The organism is Streptomyces sp. TLI_146 (genome assembly GCF_002846415.1).
In the GTDB taxonomy this organism is placed as follows: Bacteria; Actinomycetota; Actinomycetes; order Streptomycetales; family Streptomycetaceae; genus Streptomyces.
The window spans coordinates 7,458,309-7,481,108 of the sequence record NZ_PJMX01000001.1 but is presented as its reverse complement, the minus strand read 5'-3'; the positions used below and the strand labels follow the sequence as shown (position 1 = coordinate 7,481,108).

The 22,800-nt window shown below is 72.9% G+C and carries 21 protein-coding genes and 1 pseudogene; 9 read left to right on the top strand and 13 right to left on the bottom strand.

Annotated features, from left to right (window positions below):
* Positions 1 to 41 precede the first annotated feature (41 nt).
* The gene (locus BX283_RS33280) at positions 42 to 959 is read left to right on the top strand and encodes a LysR family transcriptional regulator (protein ID WP_101392719.1); all 918 of its coding nucleotides are present in this window, start codon (positions 42 to 44) and stop codon (positions 957 to 959) included.
* Here BX283_RS33280 and BX283_RS33275 read toward each other — a convergent pair.
* The 3 genes from BX283_RS33275 to BX283_RS33265 all read right to left on the bottom strand — a co-directional run bounded on the left by BX283_RS33275 (position 929) and on the right by BX283_RS33265 (position 5,108).
* Positions 929 to 3,103 carry a bifunctional diguanylate cyclase/phosphodiesterase gene (locus BX283_RS33275; RefSeq protein ID WP_101391129.1) on the bottom strand — a complete coding sequence of 725 codons (2,175 nt, stop codon included), beginning with the start codon at positions 3,101 to 3,103 and terminating at the stop codon, positions 929 to 931. The genes BX283_RS33280 and BX283_RS33275 overlap by 31 nt on opposite strands.
* Positions 3,100 to 3,912, bottom strand: coding sequence for an SAM-dependent methyltransferase (locus BX283_RS33270; RefSeq protein WP_101391128.1), 813 nt, complete (start codon positions 3,910 to 3,912; stop codon positions 3,100 to 3,102). Before BX283_RS33270 ends, BX283_RS33275 begins: the two co-directional genes overlap by 4 nt.
* Positions 3,913 to 4,130: 218 nt before the next feature.
* Positions 4,131 to 5,108 carry an SCO0930 family lipoprotein gene (locus tag BX283_RS33265; protein ID WP_101391127.1) on the bottom strand — a complete coding sequence of 326 codons (978 nt, stop codon included), beginning with the start codon at positions 5,106 to 5,108 and terminating at the stop codon, positions 4,131 to 4,133.
* A 227-nt stretch (positions 5,109 to 5,335) separates the two neighbouring features.
* Between BX283_RS33265 and BX283_RS40840 the strand changes: the two genes are divergently transcribed.
* From BX283_RS40840 to BX283_RS33250, 3 genes are all read left to right on the top strand, one after another.
* The gene (locus BX283_RS40840) at positions 5,336 to 5,896 is read left to right on the top strand and encodes a hypothetical protein (protein WP_180356960.1); all 561 of its coding nucleotides are present in this window, start codon (positions 5,336 to 5,338) and stop codon (positions 5,894 to 5,896) included.
* Positions 5,897 to 5,949: 53 nt separating this feature from the next.
* A complete protein-coding gene (locus BX283_RS33255) occupies positions 5,950 to 6,714 on the top strand; it encodes a DUF4239 domain-containing protein (protein WP_101391125.1) in 765 nt (254 codons plus the stop codon).
* Positions 6,715 to 6,941: 227 nt separating this feature from the next.
* Positions 6,942 to 7,484, top strand: a complete 543-nt coding sequence (locus BX283_RS33250; RefSeq protein WP_101391124.1) for a hypothetical protein — start codon at positions 6,942 to 6,944, stop codon at positions 7,482 to 7,484.
* Positions 7,485 to 7,597: 113 nt separating this feature from the next.
* On the opposite strand, the gene BX283_RS33245 is transcribed toward BX283_RS33250, so the two are convergent.
* Entirely contained in the window at positions 7,598 to 8,077 is a 480-nt protein-coding gene (locus BX283_RS33245) for a hypothetical protein (RefSeq protein ID WP_101391123.1), read from the bottom strand.
* Positions 8,078 to 8,419: 342 nt separating this feature from the next.
* Here BX283_RS33245 and BX283_RS33240 point away from each other — a divergent pair, with 342 nt between their 5' ends.
* Positions 8,420 to 9,079, top strand: coding sequence for a class F sortase (locus tag BX283_RS33240; protein WP_101391122.1), 660 nt, complete (start codon positions 8,420 to 8,422; stop codon positions 9,077 to 9,079).
* 12 nt (positions 9,080 to 9,091) lie between these two features.
* On the opposite strand, the gene BX283_RS33235 is transcribed toward BX283_RS33240, so the two are convergent.
* Positions 9,092 to 9,934, bottom strand: coding sequence for a polysaccharide deacetylase family protein (locus BX283_RS33235; RefSeq protein ID WP_101391121.1), 843 nt, complete (start codon positions 9,932 to 9,934; stop codon positions 9,092 to 9,094).
* Between the two features lie 106 nt (positions 9,935 to 10,040).
* The gene (lysX, locus tag BX283_RS33230) at positions 10,041 to 13,328 is read right to left on the bottom strand and encodes a bifunctional lysylphosphatidylglycerol synthetase/lysine--tRNA ligase LysX (RefSeq protein ID WP_101391120.1); all 3,288 of its coding nucleotides are present in this window, start codon (positions 13,326 to 13,328) and stop codon (positions 10,041 to 10,043) included.
* Between lysX and BX283_RS33225 the strand changes: the two genes are divergently transcribed.
* Entirely contained in the window at positions 13,327 to 13,851 is a 525-nt protein-coding gene (locus tag BX283_RS33225) for a universal stress protein (protein WP_101392718.1), read from the top strand. The two genes, lysX and BX283_RS33225, sit on opposite strands and share 2 nt — an antisense overlap.
* Positions 13,852 to 13,980: 129 nt before the next feature.
* Here BX283_RS33225 and BX283_RS33220 read toward each other — a convergent pair whose 3' ends face one another.
* A complete protein-coding gene (locus BX283_RS33220; protein WP_101391119.1) occupies positions 13,981 to 15,192 on the bottom strand; it encodes a CapA family protein in 1,212 nt (403 codons plus the stop codon).
* 211 nt (positions 15,193 to 15,403) lie between these two features.
* Between BX283_RS33220 and BX283_RS33215 the strand changes: the two genes are divergently transcribed.
* Positions 15,404 to 16,051, top strand: coding sequence for a sigma-70 family RNA polymerase sigma factor (locus BX283_RS33215; protein WP_257584030.1), 648 nt, complete (start codon positions 15,404 to 15,406; stop codon positions 16,049 to 16,051).
* Here BX283_RS33215 and BX283_RS33210 read toward each other — a convergent pair.
* On the bottom strand, positions 15,970 to 16,158 hold the full coding sequence (locus tag BX283_RS33210; protein WP_101391118.1) for a zf-HC2 domain-containing protein: 189 nt from the start codon (positions 16,156 to 16,158) through the stop codon (positions 15,970 to 15,972). The two genes, BX283_RS33215 and BX283_RS33210, sit on opposite strands and share 82 nt — an antisense overlap.
* A 121-nt stretch (positions 16,159 to 16,279) precedes the next feature.
* Between BX283_RS33210 and BX283_RS33205 the strand changes: the two genes are divergently transcribed.
* Complete coding sequence (locus tag BX283_RS33205) at positions 16,280 to 16,771, top strand: hypothetical protein (RefSeq protein ID WP_101391117.1); 492 nt, start codon at positions 16,280 to 16,282, stop codon at positions 16,769 to 16,771.
* A gap of 29 nt (positions 16,772 to 16,800) precedes the next feature.
* Here BX283_RS33205 and BX283_RS33200 read toward each other — a convergent pair whose 3' ends face one another.
* On the bottom strand, positions 16,801 to 17,562 hold the full coding sequence (locus BX283_RS33200; RefSeq protein WP_101391116.1) for a LytTR family DNA-binding domain-containing protein: 762 nt from the start codon (positions 17,560 to 17,562) through the stop codon (positions 16,801 to 16,803).
* A gap of 86 nt (positions 17,563 to 17,648) precedes the next feature.
* Between BX283_RS33200 and BX283_RS33195 the strand changes: the two genes are divergently transcribed.
* Positions 17,649 to 18,296, top strand: a complete 648-nt coding sequence (locus BX283_RS33195; RefSeq protein WP_101391115.1) for a zf-HC2 domain-containing protein — start codon at positions 17,649 to 17,651, stop codon at positions 18,294 to 18,296.
* 32 nt (positions 18,297 to 18,328) lie between these two features.
* On the opposite strand, the gene BX283_RS33190 is transcribed toward BX283_RS33195, so the two are convergent.
* The 4 genes and pseudogenes from BX283_RS33190 to BX283_RS33180 form a co-directional block, all read right to left on the bottom strand.
* Positions 18,329 to 19,189, bottom strand: a complete 861-nt coding sequence (locus BX283_RS33190) for an Fpg/Nei family DNA glycosylase (RefSeq protein ID WP_101391114.1) — start codon at positions 19,187 to 19,189, stop codon at positions 18,329 to 18,331.
* A 3-nt stretch (positions 19,190 to 19,192) separates the two neighbouring features.
* Positions 19,193 to 19,350 (bottom strand): annotated as a pseudogene (locus BX283_RS41810) (WS/DGAT domain-containing protein); the annotation flags it as partial.
* Between the two features lie 37 nt (positions 19,351 to 19,387).
* A complete protein-coding gene (locus BX283_RS33185; protein WP_101391113.1) occupies positions 19,388 to 21,427 on the bottom strand; it encodes a SpoIIE family protein phosphatase in 2,040 nt (679 codons plus the stop codon).
* Positions 21,428 to 21,463: 36 nt separating this feature from the next.
* On the bottom strand, positions 21,464 to 22,678 hold the full coding sequence (locus BX283_RS33180) for a DUF6777 domain-containing protein (RefSeq protein WP_257584029.1): 1,215 nt from the start codon (positions 22,676 to 22,678) through the stop codon (positions 21,464 to 21,466).
* Positions 22,679 to 22,800: the final 122 nt, after the last annotated feature.

The following is a 22,800-nucleotide window of genomic DNA, read 5'->3' as shown; positions in this document are numbered from 1 at the left end:
TGAATACGCTCAATTCGATAGCCATGGCCTATCGTGGGCCCATGCAGTTCCAGCAGCTCCTGTACTTCGTGGCCGTCGCGGAGACCCGCCACTTCACCCGCGCCGCCGAGCAGGTCCATGTCGCGCAGCCCTCGCTCTCCCAGCAGATCAGGGCGCTGGAGAAGGAGCTGGGCGCCGAGCTGTTCAGCCGCGCCCGGGGCAATATCGCGCTGACCGACGCGGGCGAGGCGCTGCTGCCGCTGGCCCGCCGCATCCTCGCCGACGCGGACACCGCCCGGATCGAGGTGCAGGAGCTGGCGCAGCTGCGCCGCGGCCGGGTCCGGCTCGGCGCCACCCCGAGCCTGTGCACCGGTCTGCTGCCGGACGTGCTGCGCGCCTTCCACGACCGCCATCCGGGGATCCAGCTCCTGATCGAGGAGGGCGGCTCGCACGACCTCGTACGGGAGCTGGCGCGCGGCGCCCTCGACCTGGCCCTGGTGGTGCTCCCGCTGCCGCCCGGCTCCCCCGCGCTGACCAGCGTCGAGCTCTTCCACGAGGACCTGGTGGTGGTCTCGGCCGCCGCCGAACCCGCCCCGGGCAGCGGCGGCCGGGTGCATATCCGCGATCTGCGCGACGCGCCGCTGGTGATGTTCCGGCACGGCTACGACCTGCGCGAGCTCACCGTGGCGGCCTGTCGCGGCGAGGGCTTCGAGCCGGTGTTCACGGTCGAGGGCGGCGAGATGGACGCGGTGCTCGGCTTCGTACGGGCCGGGCTCGGCATCGCCGTGGTGCCGAGCATGGTGGCGGCGCGGGCGGGCCGCGATCTGCGGGTGACCCCGCTGGCCCGCCCGGGCCTGCGCCGCACGATCGCGCTCGCCCACCGCAGCGACGTGGACCCGCCGCGCGCCGCACGGGAGTTGCAGCGGGTCCTGCTGAGCATCGGTACGGGTCAGACCGCGTCGGTGAGCGCCAGCGAGTGAATGCGGTCGGGTGCGCCCGGGCGGGCGTAGTACCAGCCCTGGGCGGTGTCGCAGCCCAGCTCGCGCAGCTGCTCGGCCTGGGCCCCGGTCTCCACGCCCTCGACGGTGACGGCCAGTTGCAGACTGTGGGCCAGTGACACGATCCCCTCGACGATCTTGATGTCGACGGGGTCGGCCGGGTGCTGCTGCATGGACTGGGTGAAGGAACGGTCCAGCTTCAGCACGCTCACCGGGAGGCGCCGCAGGTTCGCCAGGTTCGAGTAGCCGGTGCCGAAGTCGTCCAGGGCGATGTCCACACCCATGTCCGCGAGCTGGCGCAGCGGCTTGAGCAGATCGTCGTCGGCGCCGATCAGCGCGGACTCGGTGACCTCCAGGCACAGCGCGCCCGGCTCCAGACCGGAGCGCTCCAGCATCTCCACCGTGTCGGCCACCAGGCCCGGGTGGTGCAGCTGCGTCGGCGACAGGTTCACGTTGACCCGCAGCGGGCCGCCCGCCCGCGAGCCCGGGTGGCGCTCCTGCCAGGACCTCGCCTGGCGTACGGACTCCTCCATCACCCAGCGCCCGAGCGGCACGATCAGACCGGTGTGCTCGGCGAGCGGGATGAACCGGTCCGGGCCCAGGACGCCGTGCTGCGGATGCGACCAGCGCACCAGCGCCTCCGCCCCGTGCACACTGCCGTCGCCCAGGTGCACCAGCGGCTGGTACTCGATGAAGAACTCGCCGCGTTCCAGGGCGGCGGGCAGCGCGTTGGTGAGCCCGTGCCGGGTGATCGCACGGGCGTCGGCCTCCGGGTCGGCCCGCTCGAAGCGGTTGCCGCCGGCCGCCTTGGCCCGGTACATCGTGATGTCGGCGCTGCGCAGCACCTCCGCCGGGCCGCGCTCGCCCGCCGGGCCCTCGACCACGCCGATCGAGCCGCGCACGGTGAGCTCGCGGCCCTCCAGCCGGATCGGCGCGGAGAGCACGCCGAGGATGCGCGAGGCCAGTTCGTCGACCTCGCGCAGGGTGTCGGTGCCGGTGGTCAGCGCCACGAACTCGTCGCCGCCGAGCCGCGCCACCATCTCGCCGGGCCCGGTCGCACAGCTCTGCAGCCGGTCGGCGACCTCCACCAGGAGCCGGTCGCCCGCCGAGTGGCCGAGGCTGTCGTTGACCGCCTTGAAGCCGTCGAGGTCGAGATAGCAGAGCCCGAAGCGCTTGCCCTCGCCCGCCGCCAGCGCCTTGTCCAGGCGCTCGAAGAACAGGGTGCGGTTGGGCAGGCCGGTCAGCGCGTCGTGGGTGGCCTCGTAGCGCAGCCGCAGATTCAGCAGCCGCCGCTCGGTGGTGTCCTCCAGGAGGGCCAGCTGGTACTGCGGGCGGCCCTCGGCGTCGCGCAGCAGCGAGACCGTCAGATTGGTCCACAGGACGGTGCCGTCGCCGCGGTAGTACGGCTTCTCGACCCGGTAGTGGTCGCGCTCGCCCCGCACCAGCTCCTCGTACAGCTTCCAGACCTGCGGCGCGTCCTCGGGGTGCACCCACTCGCTGACGTTGCGGCTGCGGAGCTGGCCCTCGACGCCGCCGAACATCCGGGTGAGCGTCTCGTTGACCTCCAGGACGCGGCCTTCGAGGTCGGCGATACCGATGCCGACGGCGGCGCCCTCGAAGACCGCGCGGAACCGGGCCTCGGTGGTGTGCAGGGCCTCCTCGGCGGCGCTGCGCGCGGACAGCGCGGAGCGGGCGATGGCCTCCTGCTCGCTCAGGGTGCGCTCGCGCAGCGCCTGGGCGAACCCGGCGGCCATCGCGTGCTGGAGGCGGGCACAGCGGGCCCGCGCCTCCTCGGCCCGCAGGTCGCCACCCGTACCGCAGTACAGGACGAGGTAGGAGTCGACCACGCCGAGCGTACGGCTGAGCGCGTCCGGGTCGGTGCAGTGGGCGCCGACCAGCGCGGCGCCGATCTCGTGCGCGGGCGCCGGGTCGAAGTGGCGGCGGTGCAGCGCCTCGATGAGGCGGCGCGCCAGCGGCAGCAGATGGCGCTCGAACTCGGGGCGGGTCAGCGATGTGGCCGTCACCGGGAAGATGGCCCGGCTCCAGATCGTGGCGAACCGTTTCAGCCGCGACTCGGGGCCGTCCGGATCGACGAGCTGCCCGTCCGTGCGGATCGGGGTGCTCACGCTATGCGTCCCACGCCGGCGAACCCCGAGAAGGCATAGGGGTCCTCCTGCTCCGGCGAGTTCTCCGGGCGCCACATCGGCATCTGCACCAGACCGGGCGCGACCAGCTCGAACCCGTCGAAGAAGGTGGCGATCTCCTCGCTGGTACGCATGACCAGCGGGTTGCGGATGTTGCGGTAGACGCCCACCGCGCCGCCGGCCCGGTCCTCGCTGAGCGGGATGCCCTCGTACGCGGCGTGGGTGAGGATCAGCAGGCTGCCGGGGGCGAGCGCGTCGCGCAACGCGGCGACCGCGGCGCGCGGGTCGTCCGAGTCCTCCACGAAGTGGAGGACGGCGACCAGCAGGAGGGCGACCGGCCGGTCCAGGTCGAGCAGCCGGGTGACCTCCGGGCTGCTGAGGATGTCCTGCGGCTTGCGCAGGTCGGCGGCGACCACGCCCGCCCGGTCGTTGCCCTCCAGGACGGCCTTGCTGTGCGCGACGGCGACCGGGTCGTGGTCGACGTAGACCACCCGCGCCTCGGGGGCAGCGCTCTGGGCGACCTCATGGACGTTGCCGAACGTCGGGATGCCCGAGCCGATGTCCAGGAACTGGGTGATTCCCTCATCCAGGGCGAAACGGACCGCCCGCCGCATGAAGGCCCGGTTCGCCTGCATCACCTTGGGCAGCCCGGGGATGAACTCCATGGCCTTGCGCGCGGCTTCCCGGTCCACCTCGAAGTTGTGCGAGCCGCCCAGGTAGTAGTCGTAGATGCGGGACACACTCGGCACCGAGATGTCGATGCCCGTAGGGGCCCAGGCCGGACGCTCCATCTATGTCTCCAACAACTCGCCGCGGGGGGTGTGATGGCCATGTGCATGGTCAGTGTTCGAGCTGAGGCTACTGATCGTCAGGCAGGAGGGCGAGTAAAAACGGAAAATGCCGATCCGTTATTGGTCACACACAAGTTCGGTCACACCCGCCGGAACGCACGTCGAACCCGCCACCGCGCGGGGGACACGGTGACGGGCCGACGACCTTGGGAGGGGGGTCACTTGGCGGTGGCGATCAGCTTTCCCTCGGGAGAGACGGCCCACCAGGTGCCGCCCACGCCCTGGCCATTGGTGTCGCCAGGCTTGCTGTCACCGGCGTAGGTGTAGATCGGCCAGCAGTTGACCGACTGCTGCTTGATCCCGTCGGGCCGGTTGAAGGTGACGAAGCCCTTCTGGATGATGCCCTCGGTGTCCTTCTTGTCGACCGGCGCGACCACCGGCCACTTCTTGAGGCAGTCGCCGGTGCAGGCCGACTTCATGGGCCAGGCGGAGTCCTTCTTGAACCGGTAGACGGTCATCCCGCGGGAATCGACGATGATCTTGCCGAGCTTGGGGTCCTCGCGGACCGAGAGGCCCGGCAGGCTCGGCGTCTCCGCCCCGCCCCCGGCCCCGGCGCTGTCGGCGGACGGCGTCGCCTTCTTGCCGTCGGGGGCCGAGGCGTGCCACGTGCCGCCCACGCCCTCCCCGGTCGCGTCGCCGGGCTTGGTGTCCTTGGTGTACCGGTACATCGGCCAGCCCGCGAGCGTCAGCTGCTTGCTGCCGTCGGTCCGGGTCACCTCGCCGATGAGGCTCGCGTCGGTGCCGGGAGCCGCCGTGACGCTGCCCGCGGGCACGGCCGGCCACAGCTTCGCGCAGTCGCCGTCGCAATTCGACTTGGGCGGGCTCGCGGTGTCCTTGTCGAAGCGGTAGAGCGTGAATCCGGCGCTGTCGGTGACCACCTTGCCCAGTTCCTTGCTGTCCCACACCGCCAGCTGCCCGGCCGCCTTGGCCGCCGCCTGGTTGGCCGTGCCCGACCCCGAGCCGTAGCCCGCGTCGCCGTATCCGTACGCGTTCCCACTGCCCGCGGCCTGAGCGGCGTTGCCGACGGACTGGCCCTTCGGCGAGGCACTTCCCTTGTCCTGGCCGCAGGCCGTCGCCGTGAGTGCCAGTACTGCCGCCGCCGTCACCGCGAGCGAGGCGTTGCGCCAGGTTGCCATGTCAACTCCCTTTGATCCGCTGCTTCTTGTGGCGCCTGGGTGCGCCTTTCATGGCCCTAGGTACGCGTGGCGGCCCCTGGAGTGTTCAAAGCCTGCGAAAGAATTTTCCCGCACCCGCCGAACCGCCCCCCGGCGGTTCCAAACGCAAACCCACCCAACCTCCCCCCATCAGGCGAATCCGCGTCGGTCTCATGGCCGTGCGGTCCCCCGGGCCGGATGATCCTGGCGTGCCCGTAACCCACTTGGCGCGGCGGCTGCTCTCGGCCGCCGCCCTCGCCCTGCTGCTGACCGGCCCGGCGCCGTACGCGCGCGCGGACGCCTGCGCGTACGCCTCGGTCTCCGGCGGCGCCGGGGACGACTGGGCGGTGGCGGTCGCCGGGGGCGGCATCTGCACGCCGTCGCCCCCGCCGCCCACGCCGAAACCGCCGCCGCCCAAGCCTCCCGAACCGCCCGAGCCTCCAGCGCCGCCGAAGCCCCCGCCGGCGCATCCACCGGCCCCGCCGAAGCCGGTCCCTCCCGCGCCGCCCGCTCCGCCCGCGCCGCAGCCACCGAAGCCCCGGCCGGTGGCGCCCGTACCACCGGAGCCGGCGCCCCCGCCGCCCCCCGCGCCCGTGCCGCCGAGCCCTTCCGCCACTCCGCCGCCCCGGCAGCGGCCCATCGCGCTGCCCGCGTACCGCAGGCCGCCGCGGAAGAAGCACGCTCCGGGGCTCTCCACGGTGACGCTCACCCTGCTCGTCACGGTGCCCGCGGTGGTCGCCGTCGCGGTGCTCCGCCCCCGCTCCAGCTAGCCGTCGGCCCCGCGCCGCGCCGTTCCCGCTTCTCCCTCGTCGGAGGTTCCCCCTTGAAGGACTGGATCGTCCTCGCCATCGCGATGGCCGCGGCCTGCGTCGTCGTGCTGACCATCGTCATCGTCAACCACCGCCGCATCGGCGAGGACGACGACCCCTCCCAGACCCCGGACGTCATGGAGTACATGACGATGATGATGGGAGTGATCTACGCGATCGTCCTCGGCCTCGCCATCGCGGGCGTCTGGGAGGCCCGGGGCTCGGCCTCGGAGACCGTCCGCCAGGAGGCGCAGGCGCTCCACGAGATCAGCGAGCGCGTCCAGGTCTACCCGGGCCCGGCCCGCGAGCGCATCCGCGCCGACGTCGACTCGTACGTCACCTACGTCGTCCGCTCCGAGTGGCACCACATGGAGGTCAAGGGCGAGCTCGGCGACCGGGGGTCGGTCCTGCTCGCCCAGCTGCGCCGGGACGTCACGGACTACGAGCCCAAGACCGACCACGAGGGCCAGGCGTACCAGCCGCTGGTCGACCAGGTGGCGGCCGTCGACGAAGCCCGCAACACGCGCGGCGCGGGCGCCGGGGCCACGATGCCCGGGGTCGTCTGGTTCGGGCTGATCACGGGGGCCGTGGTGACCGTCGGCCTGATCTTCACGCTCCAGATCCGCCGCACCGGGCGCGAACTGCTGCTGGCCGGGCTCTTCAGCGTGCTCATCGCCTTCCTGCTCTTCCTGATCTGGGACTTCGACGCACCGTTCGGCCGGGGCCTGTCCGCCACCTCGGCGCCGTTCCGCGACCTCTTCCCCGACCTGTTCACCTGAGCGCCTGTCCTCGGACCCCCGCCTGCGCCCCGACGCCCGGCACGCTCAGCCGAAATCCCCGGTGACACCCCGACAGGTCCGCCGGGTGGGGGAAGCGAATGCCCCATTCGCCGGACACCGATCGCGACCGGGGCCGCCCGCTCCTAGCGTGTCGGGCACGAGGTGCATTTCCCGCTTTTTGTGGAAAACGGTTCCGCAGTGCTCCTCGGGGACCCGGAGGATTGTCCATGGGCGCGATACGCATCGCATCCGCCACCTTGCTCGGCGCCGCGGCTCTCTCCCTCGCCACCCCCGCGGCAGCGCTGGCCGCCGACGGCGGCGGCGCGCACGGCAGCAACATCACGTCGTTCGCGTTCAGTGTGTCCCCCTCCACCATCGCCCCCGGCGGTACGGTCACGCTGAACGTCACCGGGTGCCCCTCCACCGCCACCGCCTCCTCCGGCGTCTTCAACACGGTGACCATCTCGCCGAACAGCTCCACGACCGCCCAGGTCGACTTCAACGCCAGGCGCGGTGCCACCTACACCGTGACGTTCATGTGCGCCGGCGAGCGGGGCACCACCGATCTCACGATCACCGGCGGGCCGCAGACGCTCCGCCCCACGACCAGGCCCACCATCAGCACCACCACCGCGCCCTCGCGCGGTGTGCGGGGCGGCCTCGGCGGCACCGCGGACGGCATCGACAAGGGCGAGATCGCGGTCGGCCTCGCGCTCGTCGCCGCGGCCGGCGGCGGCCTGATGTTCTATCTGCGCCGCCGCGACAACTAGCCCGTCCGGCAGGCAAGCTCCGGCACAGAGAGCCGCGAACCGCCCGTCGCCCCGAGTCCTGGCCAGGACTCGGGGCGACGGGCGGTTCGGCTCTGTCCGGGAGGTTCGGCCGGTCAGACCCGCCCGCCGCTCGTGCGGCGGCGCCGTGCCACGAACACGGCACCGCCGATGGCGGCGAGCGCCACCAGGGACCCGCCGACGGCCATCTCGGTCTGGGTCGGCCCCGCGGCGCCCCCGAGGCCGCCCATCGCGCCGCGGCCGGGGAGCACGGTGAAGCTGCGCGTCTCCGTCCGCGGGTTGTCGTTGCAGCGGACCGACAGGTTGTACGACCCGGGGGTGATGTGGTCGTGGATCCTGGCGGTCGCGAACCCGGTGTCACCGCCCGAGAGGGACGTGGGGGAAAAGGCGTTCGACGTCACGATGCCGCCGTGGCCGCAGCCGTTGGCCGTGATCGTCAGCGTGGAGCCCGGGTGCACCGCGCTGGGGTTGACGGTGACGTTGCTCGGGCCGAAGTTGGCGGAGGCGAGCGGGGCTGAGAGCCCCACCGCCGCGAAGGCGGCCACGGCCACCGGGAGAGCGCGTGCAGCACGCATGGTTGAACCTCCGAGGGAGGGCGCCCCAAAGCCGTGCTCCGGGAAATTCGACGAGTACGCCTCCCATGACGAACCCTCACCGCAGGCTTCTCACCTCGCATGTCGCGCTGGTCCACCCTGGTGAGCCGACACGCCGGTGAGCGAACCGCCGATCTGACGGACCCGCAGGTCACAGACCGTCAGAATTTTTGTCGGACCAATGACACGGATGGGTCACCCCCCGTGGCCGCCCGGATCGGCGGCCGCCTCCGCCACCACCCGTTCGCACCTCTCTGATCGCCGGGGTGCGAGTACGCCCTTACCGTGCCTAGAGGTGGCACGGAGGGCTTTGGAGGGAGCGAGATGGGGCAGGAAGAGGGCGGCTCGGAGCATCGGAGGCGGTCGCCGTGGGGGGCGCTCGCCCTGGTGATGCTCACCGGTCTGGCGCTGATGCGGAACGGCGCGGACGTCACGATGGGCCCCCCGCAGCCCGCGGCGGCCGCCGCGCTGGCGGGCCGGCCGGAGGTGTTCGTCCCGGCCACCTCCACCGCCCCGGTGGAGCCGCTGGGGTACGCGCCGGCCTCCCGGGTCAGGATCGACGCGATCAAGGTCGACGCCCCGGTCATCGAGGTCGGCATCGACCAGGACGGCTGGGTGCAGGCGCCGCCGCCGGACGACCCCAATCTGGCGGGCTGGTACCAGAACGCGATCGCCCCCGGCCAGCGCGGCACCGCCGTGATGGTCGGCCACGTCGACACCCTGCGGGGCCCCGCCGTCTTCTACGGACTCGGCTCGCTCAAGAAGGGCAACCACGTCGAGGTGACCCGCTACGACGGGCATGTGGCCGTCTTCGAGGTCTACGGCGTCGAGGTCTACGACAAGAACAACTTCCCGGGTGCCCGGGTGTACGGCGACACCGGGCACCCGGAGCTGCGGGTGATCACCTGCGGCGGCGGCTTCACCAGGACCAAGGGCTACGACGGCAACGTGGTGGTCTTCGCCCGGATGGTGGCCACCCGCTGAACCTCCCCGCCCTCAGCGCCGCTTGGGCGGTACGCGCAGGCGGTAGCCCGCGGCCAGCAGCCGGGGCAGATAGGTGCGCAGCGCCGCCACGCTCTGCGAGCGGTCGCCCCCCGCGTCGTGCGAGAGCACCACGACGCCCGGGGCGGCGCCCTGCTGGACCCGGCGCACGATCGTGTCGGTGCCGGGCGTCGTCCAGTCCAGCGTGTCGAGGGTCCAGCCCATCGGCTCCATGCCGAGTTCGGCGCCGATCTGGAACGAGTTGCGGTTCCAGGCGCCGTAGGGGGCGCGGAACCACTGCGGCCGCTCGCCGAGCACCTCCTCGACGACCTCGCTGGTCCGGGTCATCTCGTCGCGTACCGCCTCCCGCGACATCTTGATGAGCAGCGGGTGCGTCCAGGAGTGGTTGCCGATCACATGCCCGTCGTCGCGCATCTCGCGCAGCAGGTCGCGGTTGTCGGTGGCCATCTCGCCGCAGACGAAGAACATCGCGCGCACGTCGTGCTCGCGCAGGGTCCGCAGGATCTCCGGCGTGTAGCGCGGGTCGGGGCCGTCGTCGAAGGTCAGCACCATGGTGTCGGGGCCGAGCTCGGGCATGCTCAGGAACGGCCGGCGCCGCACGGGCGGCAGCGCGGTGCGGTACTGCGGCGGGGCCTCGGCGGTCATCGGCTCCAGTCGGTACGCGGTGGACTTCAGCCGGGGCGCCGCGGCCTGCGGGCCGGCGGCGGCCTGCGCGGCCTTCCGCTCCGGAGCGCCGGTGTCCTCGGCGGTCAGCATCCGCAGGGCGGCGGCGGCTCCCAGACAGGCGCCGACGCGCAGGAACATGCGCCGCCCGGGGAGCATCTCATCCTTTTTCATGACCCATGGCTCGCACGACACGCGGTCCCGGCGGCTGAAGCGCACCGCCCGCGCGGCCGAAAACACCCGTTGGGACGCACCCGGGCGAACCGTTGACGGCCGTGGCTCAGTGGCGGCGTACCAGCGGGAACGGCAGTGTCTCACGGATCGTCAGGCCGGTGAGGAACATGACGAGCCGGTCCACTCCGATGCCGAGTCCGCCGGTGGGCGGCATGGCGTATTCGAGCGCGTCCAGGAACTCCTCGTCGAGCTCCATCGCCTCCGGGTCGCCGCCTGCCGCGAGCAGCGACTGCGCGGTGAGCCGCCGCCGCTGCTCCACCGGGTCGGTCAACTCCGAGTAGGCGGTGCCCAGTTCCGTGCCGAACGCCACCAGGTCCCAGCGCTCGGCCAGCCGGGGATCGCTCCGGTGCTGGCGGGTGAGCGGCGAGACGTCGGTCGGGAAGTCCTTGTAGAACGTGGGCAGCTGGGTCCTCTCCTCGACCATCCGTTCGTACATCTCCAACACCACGTCGCCCCGGGAGTTCTCAGGTGTATGCGGGACCCCGGCCCGGTCGCACAGCCGGCGCAGCTCCCGCTCCTCGGTGTCGGCGTCGACCTCCTCGCCCAGCGCCTCGGAGAGCGCCCCGTACAGCGTCTTGACCGGCCAGGGTCCGGAGATGTCGTGCTCCACCAGCCGCCCGTCGGGACCGGCCTTGCGCGCCACCGGCGCGCCGAACGCGGCGGTCGCGGCGCCCTGGATGAGCTCGCGGGTCAGATCGAGCATCACGTCGTAGTCGGCGAAGGCCTGGTAGGCCTCCAGCATCGTGAACTCGGGGTTGTGCTTGTACGAGACGCCCTCGTTGCGGAAGGTGCGGCCCATCTCGAAGACCTTCTCGACCCCGCCGACGCACAGCCGCTTGAGATACAGCTCGGGGGCGATCCGCAGATACAGGTCCAGGTCGTAGGCGTTGATGTGGGTGGTGAAGGGGCGGGCGTTGGCGCCGCCGTGGATCTGCTGGAGCATCGGTGTCTCGACCTCCAGATAGCCGCGGTCGAGCAGGCCCTGCCGCAGCGCCTGGACGGCGGTGGAGCGGGCCCGTACGACGTCGCGGGCCTCGGGGCGGGCCACCAGGTCGAGGTAGCGGCGGCGCACCCGGGCCTCGGGGTCGGCCAGGCCGAGCCGCTTGTCGGGCAGCGGGCGCAGGCACTTGCCGGTCATCTGCCAGCCGGTGACGAAGAGCGAGTACTCGCCCTTGACCGTGGTGCCGGTGGTGCCCGTGGCGGTGATGTGGTCGCCGAGGTCGACGTCACGGGTGAAGTGGTCGAGCACCCGCGCGCCCGTGCCGTCCCGGGTGAGCGCCAGCTGGAGGTCGCCCGACCAGTCGCGCAGTACGGCGAAGACGACCCCGCCGAAGTCGCGTACGGCCATCACGCGCCCGGCCACCGTGGCGGCCGTGCCCGCACCGGCCGCGCGCAGGTCCGCCAGGGTGTGGGTGCGCGTCGGAATGACCACCGGATACGGTTCGGCGCCCTCGGCCCGCAGCCGCTCCAGCTTGCGGTGGCGCACCCGCACCTGATCGGGCAGCCGCCGCTCCCCCGCCCCCGCGGCGCCCTGTTCGGACAGGCCGAGCGCCTCGATGGACGGCAGGCCCTCGGTGCTGCCAGGACTGGTGACGCCCCTGGGGTGCCCCTTGCCCCACAGCTTGCGCAGACTGGGTACGGAGACGAAGCCCTCGGCGATGCCGGAGGCGAGCCCGACGCGGGCGAGCGAGCCCGCGTCCCCGTAGCAGAGAAAGCGCGGGAACCACTGCGGCTGGTACTTCACGTTCGACCGGTACAGCGCCTCCAGCTGCCACCACTTGGAGAAGAACAGCAGCAGCCGACGCCACAGCCGCAGCACCGGGCCCGCGCCGATCCGGGCGCCCTCCTCGAAGGCGGAGCGGAACACCGCGAAGTTGAGCGAGATCCGCCGTACGCCCAGCTTCGGTGCGTACGCGCAGAGCTCGGCCACCATGAACTCCATGACGCCGTTGGGTGCGCTGCGGTCGCGCCGCATCAGATCGAGCGAGATGCCGTCCGGGCCCCAGGGCACGAACGAGAGCAGCGCGATCAGCTTGCCGTCCGCGTCGAACGCCTCCACCAGCAGGCAGTCGCCGTCGGCCGGGTCGCCCAGGCGGTCGAGCGCCATGGAGAAGCCGCGTTCGGTCTCGGTGTCCCGCCAGGCGTCGGCCCGGTCGACGATCTGGCCCATCTCCTCGTCGGTGAGCGCCGAGTGGCGGCGGATCCGGGTGGTGGCGCCGGTCCTGGCGACGCGGCGGACGGCCTGCCGGGTCACCCGCATCTCGCGGCCGTCCAGGTCGAACCGGGCGACGTGCAGGATCGCCTCGTCTCCCAGTTGCATGGCGCCCAGACCGTACCGGGCGTAGACGGTGGCGCCCTCCTCGGACGCGCCCATCACGGCGGGCGCCCAGGCGTACTTCCTGGCCACGTCCAGCCAGGCGGCGATGGCGGGCCCCCACGCCTCCGGGTCGCCGACGGGGTCGCCGCTGGCCAGGGCGACCCCGGCCTCCACCCGGTAGGTGACGGCCGCCTTGCCGCTCGGCGAGAACACCACCGCCTTGTCGCGGCGGGTGGCGAAGTAGCCGAGCGAGTCGTCCCGGCCGTAGGCGCGCAGCAGGGCCCGGATGCGCGGCTCCTCGTCGCCGTGCAGCGCGGCCTCCATGCGCTGCGAGCGGAAGAGCGTGGTGGCCGCGCTGAGCAGGGCGATCGCGCCGAACAGACCGAGGAAGAAGTAGAGCGGGCGGGGCGGGCGGCCGTCGAACTGGCCGCTGGAGGCGAGGCCGCCGAGCACCCGGTTGCTGGCCCACAGCAGCCGCTGGCCGCGCGGGAGCGTGCCGGGGAAGATCTCCACCAGGGCCCAGCCGGCCACGACGCCCGCGGCGAGTCCGAGCACCAGGACGAGCAGCGCGCGCCGGACCGCGCCGCGCCGGGTCTCGGCGTAGAACTCGCCGCGCGCCAGGATCAGCACGAGGAGCGCGGCCCCGCACACGATGCCGTTGGCGGCCCACATCCACTCGGCGACGGCGACGAGCAGCACGTCGGCGAGGAAGAGCAGCCCGAGGTAGCCGACCACCAGCCACCAGGCGACCTTCTTGCGGGCGCCGATCGCGGCGGCGAGCAGCAGCAGGAAGACGGCGTAGGCGAGGTTGGCGCTGACGGGGACGGTGACCCGGTCGAGGAACCAGGAGAGGGGCCGCAGCCATCGGCGCAGCACGGGCACCAGCGCGATGGCGCCGCAGTACAGCCCGAGCCCGGCGAAGAACATCGCGAAGGCCTCCGGCACCCGGCTCAGGAACCGGGACCGCGCGGGCGTCCGGGCCCGTGCCGGTATGGGCGTCTCCTCGCTGACACGCATGCCTTGCACTCTAGGGAGCGGCACGCCGGGCCGCCTGTCGGGCGCGCCCCCGCGTGGGACTAGCCTCGATGGTGTGACAGCAGCCTTCGAACGCGGTACGGACGGTCCCAAGGTCATCGTCGTCGGGGTGGACGGCTCCGACTCCTCGTTGCGCGCGGCGGCGTACGCGAGCGGGCTGGCCCGGCGCCAGAACGCGCTGCTCGCGGTGGTCTACGTCCAGCCACTGGTGCCCGCGGGCGCCGCGATGGGGGCGCCGGTCCCCGACACCACCGGGGAGATCGCGGAGGGCCTCGCCGAGGAGATCCGCGCGGCGGCGGAACGGGTGCGGGACATCTGGACCGTGCGCTGGGAGTTCCACACGTTGCGCGGGGACGCGTACGGGGGGCTGGTGGCGGCCGCGGATTCGCTGAAGGCGGACGCGGTGGTGGTGGGTGCGTCGGAGTCTGCGGGGCACCGGATCGTGGGGTCGGTGGCGGTGCGGTTGGTCAAGGCGGGGCGGTGGCCGGTGACGGTGGTGCCGTAGGTCCGGCCCGGCCTTTGTCCGCGGCTGAGTGGTGGGTTGCTCGCGCAGTTCCCCGCGCCCCTAGGTGGTTAGGGGCGCGGGGAACTGCGCGACCAGCCACCCACGGTCCGCAGCCGAACGAGAGGTCCCCTACCCCGTCGCCATCGTCAGTCCGTCCCTCACCGCCCCGCGGCCCAGCACCGCCTCCCGGATCTCCGTCTGTGCCGTGCGGTAGTCCTCCCGGTCGGGGGAGGTGCGCAGGGCCTCGGGGAGGTTGATGACGCGGCCGCGGTCCGCGTCGACCCACTGGGGGATGAACTCCGCCTTGGTGACCTCCCAGCGCGCCCCCTCCCGGGCGGGCGGCGTGAACGTGAAGCGGGCGATGGAGCTCATGTTGCCGCGCGGATCGCGCGCGCCGGAGTTGTTGAACATCTCCCCCGCGATCTGGTCGCCCTCGCCGTAGACGATCCAGGTGCCGTTGACCTTCTCGTACGCCTGCGGGATGTGCGCGTGCGTGCCCAGGACGAGGTCGATGTCGGGGCGGCCGCCGGTGCGGGAGGCCGTGAGCGCCTTGCCCAGCGTGAGCTGCTGCTCGTCGGGCTCGGTCTGCCACTCGGTGCCCCAGTGCAGGCTGACGACGACCACGTCGGCCCCCGCCTTCCGCGCCGCGCGCGCGTCCGCGAGGATCTTCCGCTCGTCGATGAGGTGGACGGCCCACGGCTGGCCGTCCGGCATCGGATAGCCGTTGGTGTCGTATGTGTACGCCAGCTGGGCGACCTTGGCGCCGCCCGCTTCCAGCAGGGCGGGCGCCGCCGACTCCGTGGCCGTGCGGCCCGATCCGGTGTGCTTGAGGCCCGCCTTGTCGAAGGCGCGAAGGGTCCGGGCGATCCCGTCCGCCCCGTCGTCGAGGCTGTGGTTGGACGCGGTCGAGCACGAGTCGTACCCGGTGTCCTTGAGCGCGGCGGCCACCTGCGGCGGCGACTTGAACGCCGGATAGCCGGTGAAGGGCCCGCCGTCCGGCCCGTACACCGTCTCCATGTGACAGATCGCCAGGTCCGCCCGGGAGATCACCGGCTTGACCCCGGCGAGCATCGGCCGGAAGTCGTAGCCGTCCCCGCTCGCGTCGGCCGCGGCGCGCTCGATGGTCGAGGAGTGCGGCAGTACGTCACCGGTGGCGACCAGCGTGAACGGGCGCGGCCCCGCCTTCGCGGAGCCGCCGGCCGGCGACGGCGTGCCGGGCCGCTCGGAGTCCTGGTGGTGCGGCAGGCGCGCGGGGGCGGGGTGCTCCACCGCGCACCCGGCGGTCGCGGCGAGGACGAGGGCCGCGACGGCCGCCGTCCGCCGGCTCGTGCTGCTGGTCATGGCACCGGGCTCCATGGGTCGGAAATACCTGATTGATTATCAGATATCCACATCATGCATAGATAGTCCGATTCCCCAACCGTTCGCCGCACCATTCGCCGCTCCATTCGACCGTTCGTCGCATGTCGCGGTCCGGCGGCTGTCCCTTCGCGCCCGACTGCGCTCGGATACGGGCTGCGGCCTGCGGACTTCTCGGGAAGGGAGCACCACGGTGAGCACGGGTATCTCGGACGCGGCCCCACGGGCGGACGCGGCCCCACGAGGTGCGGCGCCGCCGCGGCGGTACACCCGCGAGCCCGACCTCGCGGCACTCCAGCGCGAGCACGGCCCCGCCCTGATGCACTTCCTGCTCGGCCTCACCTACGGCGACCGTCAGCGCGCCGAGGACCTGCTCCAGGAGACGCTGGTGCGGGCCTGGCAGCACCCGGAGGCGTTCGAGGGCCCGTACGCCTCGATGCGGCCGTGGCTGTTCACCGTCGGGCGGCGGCTGGCGATCGACGCCCGCCGCAACCGGCAGGCGCGGCCGGTCGAGGTGCACGACGCCGTGCTCGACGCGCGCGTGGAGGCGCAGGACGACCACGCCGAGCGGTCGGCGGCGGCGCTCGACGTCCGGGACGCGGTGCGCACCCTGAGCCCCGAGCACCGGGCGGTGCTGGCGCAGATCTACTTCCGGGGACTGAGCGTGGCCGAGGCGGCGGAGGTCCTGGGGGTGCCGTGCGGCACCGTCAAGTCCCGCTCGTACTATGCTCTGCGGGCCCTGGCGCGGGTCCTGCCGGGCTACTCGTCCGGCGGCCCGTCCGCCAGGTCCTCCTCGGAGAGCAGGGCCAGCATCGAGGGCGCCTCCGCGACCTCCAGGTAGGCCGCGCGGCAGTCCGGGCAGGTGCGCAGATGACCGGCGACCCGGCGGTCCTCGTCCGGCGCGAGGGCGCCGAGGACGTACGCGCCGAGCGACTGCCGCACATGCATGGGCACCTCGTAGGGGATGACGGATCCTGCCCTTCTGGCCACGGCGGGCACGCGCCCCCGGTTCAATGCTCCCTGGAGCTCCCTGGAGCGCCTGGACAGTCGATGAAAGAGGCGAGACGGAATGCGTCCGGAGGGTACGAACGGGACCAGTGGTGGCGAACTGCTGGTGCCGATGGCATGGATGTACGCGGAGTACATCGCCGACGAATTACTGCGCACCGGCGATCTCATGCCGCCGACGACGCTCGAATTCAGGGCCGGACGCAACGCCTTGGCGTTGACGATCTTCCTGTCGGACGGCGCGGTCGGCGGCGCGCGGGTGGTGGCCAGACTCGACGAGTGGAGTTCGCTCACCGCGGCCGGGCGGCCGTGGCACGGCTGGGTCCGCGAGCGCCTGCGCGAGCGGGAGGCGGCCGGGTCCGGCCCCGACCTGGCGCTGGCGCGGGACGCGTGGCGGTGGCTGGAGGAGACCGAGCTGCTGGCCGCGGACCTGGACGCGGTCGTGCCGGGCGGGGTCGACCCGCGCGCCGAGGCCGAGGACGAGCCGCGGGTGTGGACCCCGGCGTGGGAACTCGGCCTGCCGCTCGGGCATCTGGCGATCCATCTGTTCTGACGCACCATCAGTAGGCAGGCGGTGGAGCGTCAACGACCGCCGCGACGCATCAGCTGGTCGCGGAGGGTGCGGGCATGGCGGCGGCTGACGGGGAGCTCGGCCCCGCCGATGCGGACGGTCATGCTGCCCGCCTCCAGGCGCAGTTCGTCGATCCTGGCGAGCGCCACCAGGTGGCTGCGGTGGATCCGCACGAACCCGTGCGCGCGCCAGCGGTCCTCCAGCGTCGACAGCGGCACGCGCACCAGATGACTGCCGGAATCGGTGTGCAGCCGGGCGTAGTCGCCCTGCGCCTCGGCGTACGCGATGTCGGCGACGGCCAGGAACCGGGTGACGCCGCCGAGCTCGACGGCTATGTGGGCCGTGGCGGACTCGTGCACCTCCGGGAGCGCCGGGCCGCGCTCCCCCGTCATCTCGGCCACCCGGCGCACCGCCTCCGCGAGCCGCTCCCTGCGGACGGGCTTGAGCACGTAGTCGACCGCCTTCAGGTCGAAGGCCTGGACGGCGAAGCCCTCGTGCGCGGTGACGAAGACGATCAGCGGCGGCCGGGCGAACCCGGCGAGCAGCCGGGCGATGTCGAGTCCGGTGAGCCCGGCCATGTGGATGTCGAGGAAGACGACGTCGACGCCCTGTTCGTCGTCGGGCCCGGCGTCCAGCGCGCCGCCGATCAGGCGCAGCGCGTCGGTGGCCCCGGTGGCTCCCTCGGCGCTGCGGATCCGCGGATCGGAGCGCAGGAGGTACAGCAGCTCCTCCAGGGCGGGGGCTTCGTCGTCGACGGCCAGTACGCGCAGCATGCGGTCGGATTGTAGGTGCGCCGACTCCTTACTGTCCCTTCCCGTGTGACTTGAGTGATTGGGCCGCCGTCTGCGTACCAGACGGCATGAGGCCGCTGGAACTCCACCGGGACGTCGGGGCGTACGCGCTCGGGGTGCTCGGTGTCGCCGAAACCTTCCGCTTCGAGGAGCACCTGGCGGGGTGCGCGCACTGCGCGCGCCTGCTGGAGGAGCTCGGGAGCGTGGAGGCGCTGCTCGCCGCGTACGCCCGCTGGACGCCGCCCGGGGTGGACCCGGTCGCCGCGCCGTCGCCCGGGCTGCTCCACGCGGCGCTCGGCGCGGTGGGCGCCCGGCTGCGGGCGCGGCGCAGGAGGCGGCTAGGGCTGCTGGTGGCCGCGGCGGCGCTGGTGGTGGGCGCGCCCTTCGCGGCGCTCGGCCTGATGGCGGACCCGGCCGCGCCGCACTGGACGGCGACCGCGTCGGCGCCCGGGGTGACGGCGACGCTGGCGGCCGCGCCCGCCGGGTTCGGCACCGACGTGGGGCTCGACGTGGGCGGGGTGCGCGGCCCGGCGGTGTGCACGCTGGTCGCGGTGGGGCGCGGCGGCGAGGAGGACACGGTGGCGACCTGGGCGGTTCAGGACGGGGCCCAGGTGACGATGCGCGGGGCCGCGGCGCTGGCGCCCGCCGACATCTCCCATTTCGAGGTACGGACCCGGGACGGGGCCCGGCTCGCGACCCTGACCAGGTCGGGCTGAGTACGGGGTGACCATCCTCCGTACGGGAAGCGCTACTTGAGCAGCTTGGACATCCGGCGGTCGGCGAGGATCTTGCCGCCGGTCTGGCAGGTGGCGCAGTACTGGAGCGAGGAGTCCGCGAAGGAGACCTCGCGGACCGTGTCGCCGCAGACCGGGCAGGGCTCGCCGGTGCGGCCGTGCACCCGCATCCCGCTCTTCTTCTCCGCCTTGAGGCGGCCCGCCCCGAGCCCGCGCGAGCGCTCCACCGCGTCGGTGAGGGTGGCGCGGACCGCCTCGTACAGCGTGGTGGTCTCGTCGTCGGTGAGCCGGTCCACCTGCTTGAACGGCGACATCCGCGCCACATGGAGGATCTCGTCGCTGTAGGCGTTGCCGATCCCGGCGATCAGCGACTGATCGCGCAGCGCGCCCTTGAGTTGGCGCCGCTCCCCCGCGAGCAGTCCGGCGAACCGGTCGCGGTCGAATTCCGGGGCGAGCGGGTCGGGCCCGAGCCGGGCGATGCCGGGCACCTCCCGCGGGTCGCGGACCAGGTACGCGGCGAGGCTCTTGCGGGTGCCCGCCTCGGTCAGGTCGAACCCGGCGCCGCCCTCCAGAGCGACCCGCAGCGCCAGCGGGCCCTTGCCGGGGCGCGGCGGCCCGGCGGGCAGCTCGTCGTGCCAGCGCAGCCAGCCGGCCCGGGCCAGATGGAGCGCCAGGTGGAGGCCGTCGGCGTCGATGTCGAGGAACTTGCCGTACCGCCCCACCCCGGTGACCGCACGCCCGTCGAGGGCGGTCAGCGGCGGGTCGTACGTCTTCAGGACGCTGATCGCGACCGGCTGCGCGCGGGCGATCCGATGGCCGACGAGATGCGTGGCGAGGAAGTCGCGGAGCGCTTCCACTTCGGGCAATTCCGGCATACCTCACAGATTAACCAGCTCCGTGAGCTCCTCGCCCAGCGCCCGCGCCAGCCGGTCGACGTCCGGGACGGCTTGCCGTCGGCGACCAGGCCCACGTGGACCCGGCCGCCGTACGCGGACAGGGCGACCACGAGGGACCGGCCGCGGGCCAGCGGCGCCATTTACGGTCAAGTACGGTCGGATTACGGATGGTTACCGTCAAGTAGCGCGCTCGGGGACGATGAACTCGCACCACACGCATTTGCCGCTGCCCCTCGACTCCACGCCCCACACGTCCGCGAGCCGGTCCACCAGCATCAGGCCGCGCCCCGACACCCCGGAGTCGCCCGCCTCGCGTCGGCGCGGCAGGGCGCTGGAGCGGTCCTCGACCTCGACGCGCATCCGCCGCTCGGGCCCGGCGAGCACCCGTACGGTCACGATGGCGCCGCCGTCGGTGTGCATCAGCGCGTTGGTGATCAGCTCGTCGGCCGCCAGCTCGATCTCGTCGGCCCGCTCCCGGGCGCCCCACGCCCGCACGGCGGCCCGGATCATATGGCGCGAGGAGCTCAGCGCCTCCGGGTCGTTCTGCGCCACGTGCTGCTGGAGCCGGCCGCCGCTCCGCGGGGCCTCCAGGGCGCGCCGGCGCAGGAGCAGCAGCGCCACGTCGTCGTCGCCCGCCCGGTCGTCGACCACGTCGCACAGCCGGTCGGCGAGCTCCTGGAGGTCGCCGGGCCCCGACCGCACGAGGGCGGCGAGCAGCTGCATACCGTCGTCGAGGTCGGCGCCGGGCTGCTCGACCAGGCCGTCGGTATAGAGCAGCAGCGTCTGGCCGGGGTCCAGCTCGACGGTGGTGACCGGGTATTCCAGCCGCCCGAACTCGGCCGACAGGCCCAGCGGGAGGCCGCCCTCGACGGGCAGTCTGCGGCAGCTGCCGTCGGAGTACCGCAGCAGCGGGTCGACGTGTCCGGCCCGCACCAGCTGGACGACTCCGGTCGACAGGTCGGCCTCGGCGTAGGTGCAGGTGGCGAAGCGGTCGGTGTCCAGCTCGTCCAGGAACACCGAGGCGCGGGCCATCACCGTGGCCGGGGTGTGCCCCTCGGCGGCGTAGGCGCGCAGCACGATCCGCAGCTGGCCCATGACGGCGGCGGCGTGCGTGTCATGGCCCTGGACGTCGCCGATGACCGCGCCGACCCGGCCGCCGGGCAGCGGGATGACGTCGTACCAGTCGCCGCCGATGTCCCGGCCGAGCCGGGCCGAGCGGTAGCGCACCGCGATCTGGGCGCCGGGCACCTCGGGGATGCGGCGCGGCAGCATGGCCTGCTGGAGCCCCTCGGCGAGGTCGTGCTCCTGCTCGTACAGGACCGCCCGCTGCAGGCTCTGCGCGATCGAACTGCCCAGCGCCACCAGGAGGTTGCGCTCGTCGGCGGTGAACCCGGTCTTGTCGCTGTAGAGCAGGCCGAGGGCGCCGATCGGGCGGGCCTGGGCGATCAGCGGCAGATAGGCGGCGGCGGTGATGCCGAGGCCGCTGATGTGCGGCCACAGGCGCGGGTAGGAGCGGGCGAAGTCGTCGGCGGTCTGGATGAACCGGGGGGCCAGGGTGCGTACGACCTCGCTCATCGGGTACTGCTCGTCGACCCGGGTCCAGCGGGTGCCGGGCACGAAGCTGTCCTCGGGGCCCTCGGCCACCAGATGGATCCGGCCCGCCTCCAGGAGCCCCATCACCAGGCTGGTGGCGCCCAGGTGCTCCAGGCCGTGCGAGCCCTTGAGCACGTCGATGACGTCCTGCACGGTACGGGCGTGCGCCAGCGCGGCCGTGGTGCTGTCCACCACGCTCGTACTGCGGCGCTGCTCCTCGTCGTCGGCGGTGGGGCGGTCGGAGTACTCGGTGAGCTCCTGGGTGGCGTCCCGGACCACGCCGATGATGCGCTGCGGGCGGCCGGTGGCGTCGCGTTCCACATACCCCTGGGTGTGCGTCCAGCGCGCGGAGCCGTCGCGCAGCCGGACGCGGAAGTAGGCGCCGTAGTGGACGCTGCCGTTCTTCAGCGCCTGCGAGACCAGGGCGTCGAGCCGGGTCCCCTCGGCCGGGGTCACCCGGCTGCCCAGGGTCTCGGGCCGGCCGTCGTACTCCTCGGGCTCCATGTCGAAGACGGCGAGCGCGGACCGGTCCATGTGCAGCTGCCCGCTGATGAGGTCCCAGTCGAAGGTGCCCATGCGGTTGAGGGCGAGGCCGAGACCGGGGGGCGCGGGCCACTCGTCCATCGTCACTCCGATCCTCGGTCCGATCGGGGGCGCCGGTCAGGAGAGTCTGGCGTCCAGCGGCGGCTCGGTGTCGAAGTCGGAGGTGCCCGACGGGATCTGGCCGCCCGACGAGTCGGGCGGGAAGACCGGGGGCGGCTCGGACGGCAGGGTGGGCAGCTCGGTGGACGGTGTCGGCACGATCTGCTCGCTCGGCGTGACCGGGACCGACGGCGGCTTCGTCGTCACCTTGGGGCTGACGGTGACGGTGGCCGTCGGGCAGCCCGAGGTCGTGGGCGCGCTCGGCGTGGTGCCGCCGGGCGGCACCGACGGGGGCGACTTCGTCACGGTGACCGTCGGGGTCGTGCTCGGGCAGTTGGTGCTCGGGGAGGTGCTGGAGGTGGACGGCGTGGACTCGCTCGGCGAGACGGCGGGGCTGGACTGGTCCGGGCTCACCGGCGTGCTCGGCGAGTCGGTGACCACCGGCGCCGTCGGGTCGATCTGGATGTCGGGCCGCTCGCGGTCGTGCATGCCGTGGTCGCCGGTGGGCCGCTCGATCCAGGTGTTGTTGATGACGTTCACGATGATCAGGCTGTTGATGACCGTGGTGGTGCGGTTGATGACGACGGTCCGCTGCGGGTGGTAGCCGGGCCAGGACTGGCCGCGCGAGGCGGCGCCCCGGGTGGCGACGGGCGGCTTCAGCGGGTTGCCGCAGGCGCAGCGCACACGCGGGGTGCCGTGGTCGTCGACCATGACGGCGGTGCCGGCCTGGAGCACGGACTGGAAGGCCGTGGCGTGGCCGTCCTTGAAGCCGTGGTTGGTGACCCGGGTGTCGGCCCGCAGCACCACGGGGGTCAGCCCGCGCAGGAACGTCGGGAGGTCGTCGGGGTTGATCCCGGCGGTCTCCGAGAACGCGCGCGCCTTGACCCGGTCGGCGTTGAGGAAGCGGATCTGCTGCTCCACGTCACAGCTGGCCACCGACTGGGTGCCGCCGTAGAGGCCGGGCGTGGAGCCCGACACGGCGCGGATGGCCTGCACGGTCGCGGTGGGGCTGCTCGGGGCGCTGGGCGGCGGCTGGGAGGGCGTGAGCGGCTTGGCGGCCTTGGCCGTCGACTCCGTGAAGGGGTCGGGGCCGGACGCCGCGACGGGCTGCAGGAACAGCTCCTTCTGATCGGAGGCGCTGTTGCCGCCGCTGTCGCTGCCACAGGCCGCGACGAACACTCCGATGGACATGACGGCTGCCGCCAGGGTGAACCGGCGCGGGATCGGGCGCACGTAAATCTCCCACCTCTTGCCCCGAGTTATCCCTTATTGTCTGCCGGATGTCCGCCGGTCCCGCAAGCGGACGACCGGCATACGGGTAGCCCGGCCGCACCCCTGGCGGCACGCCGGAACGA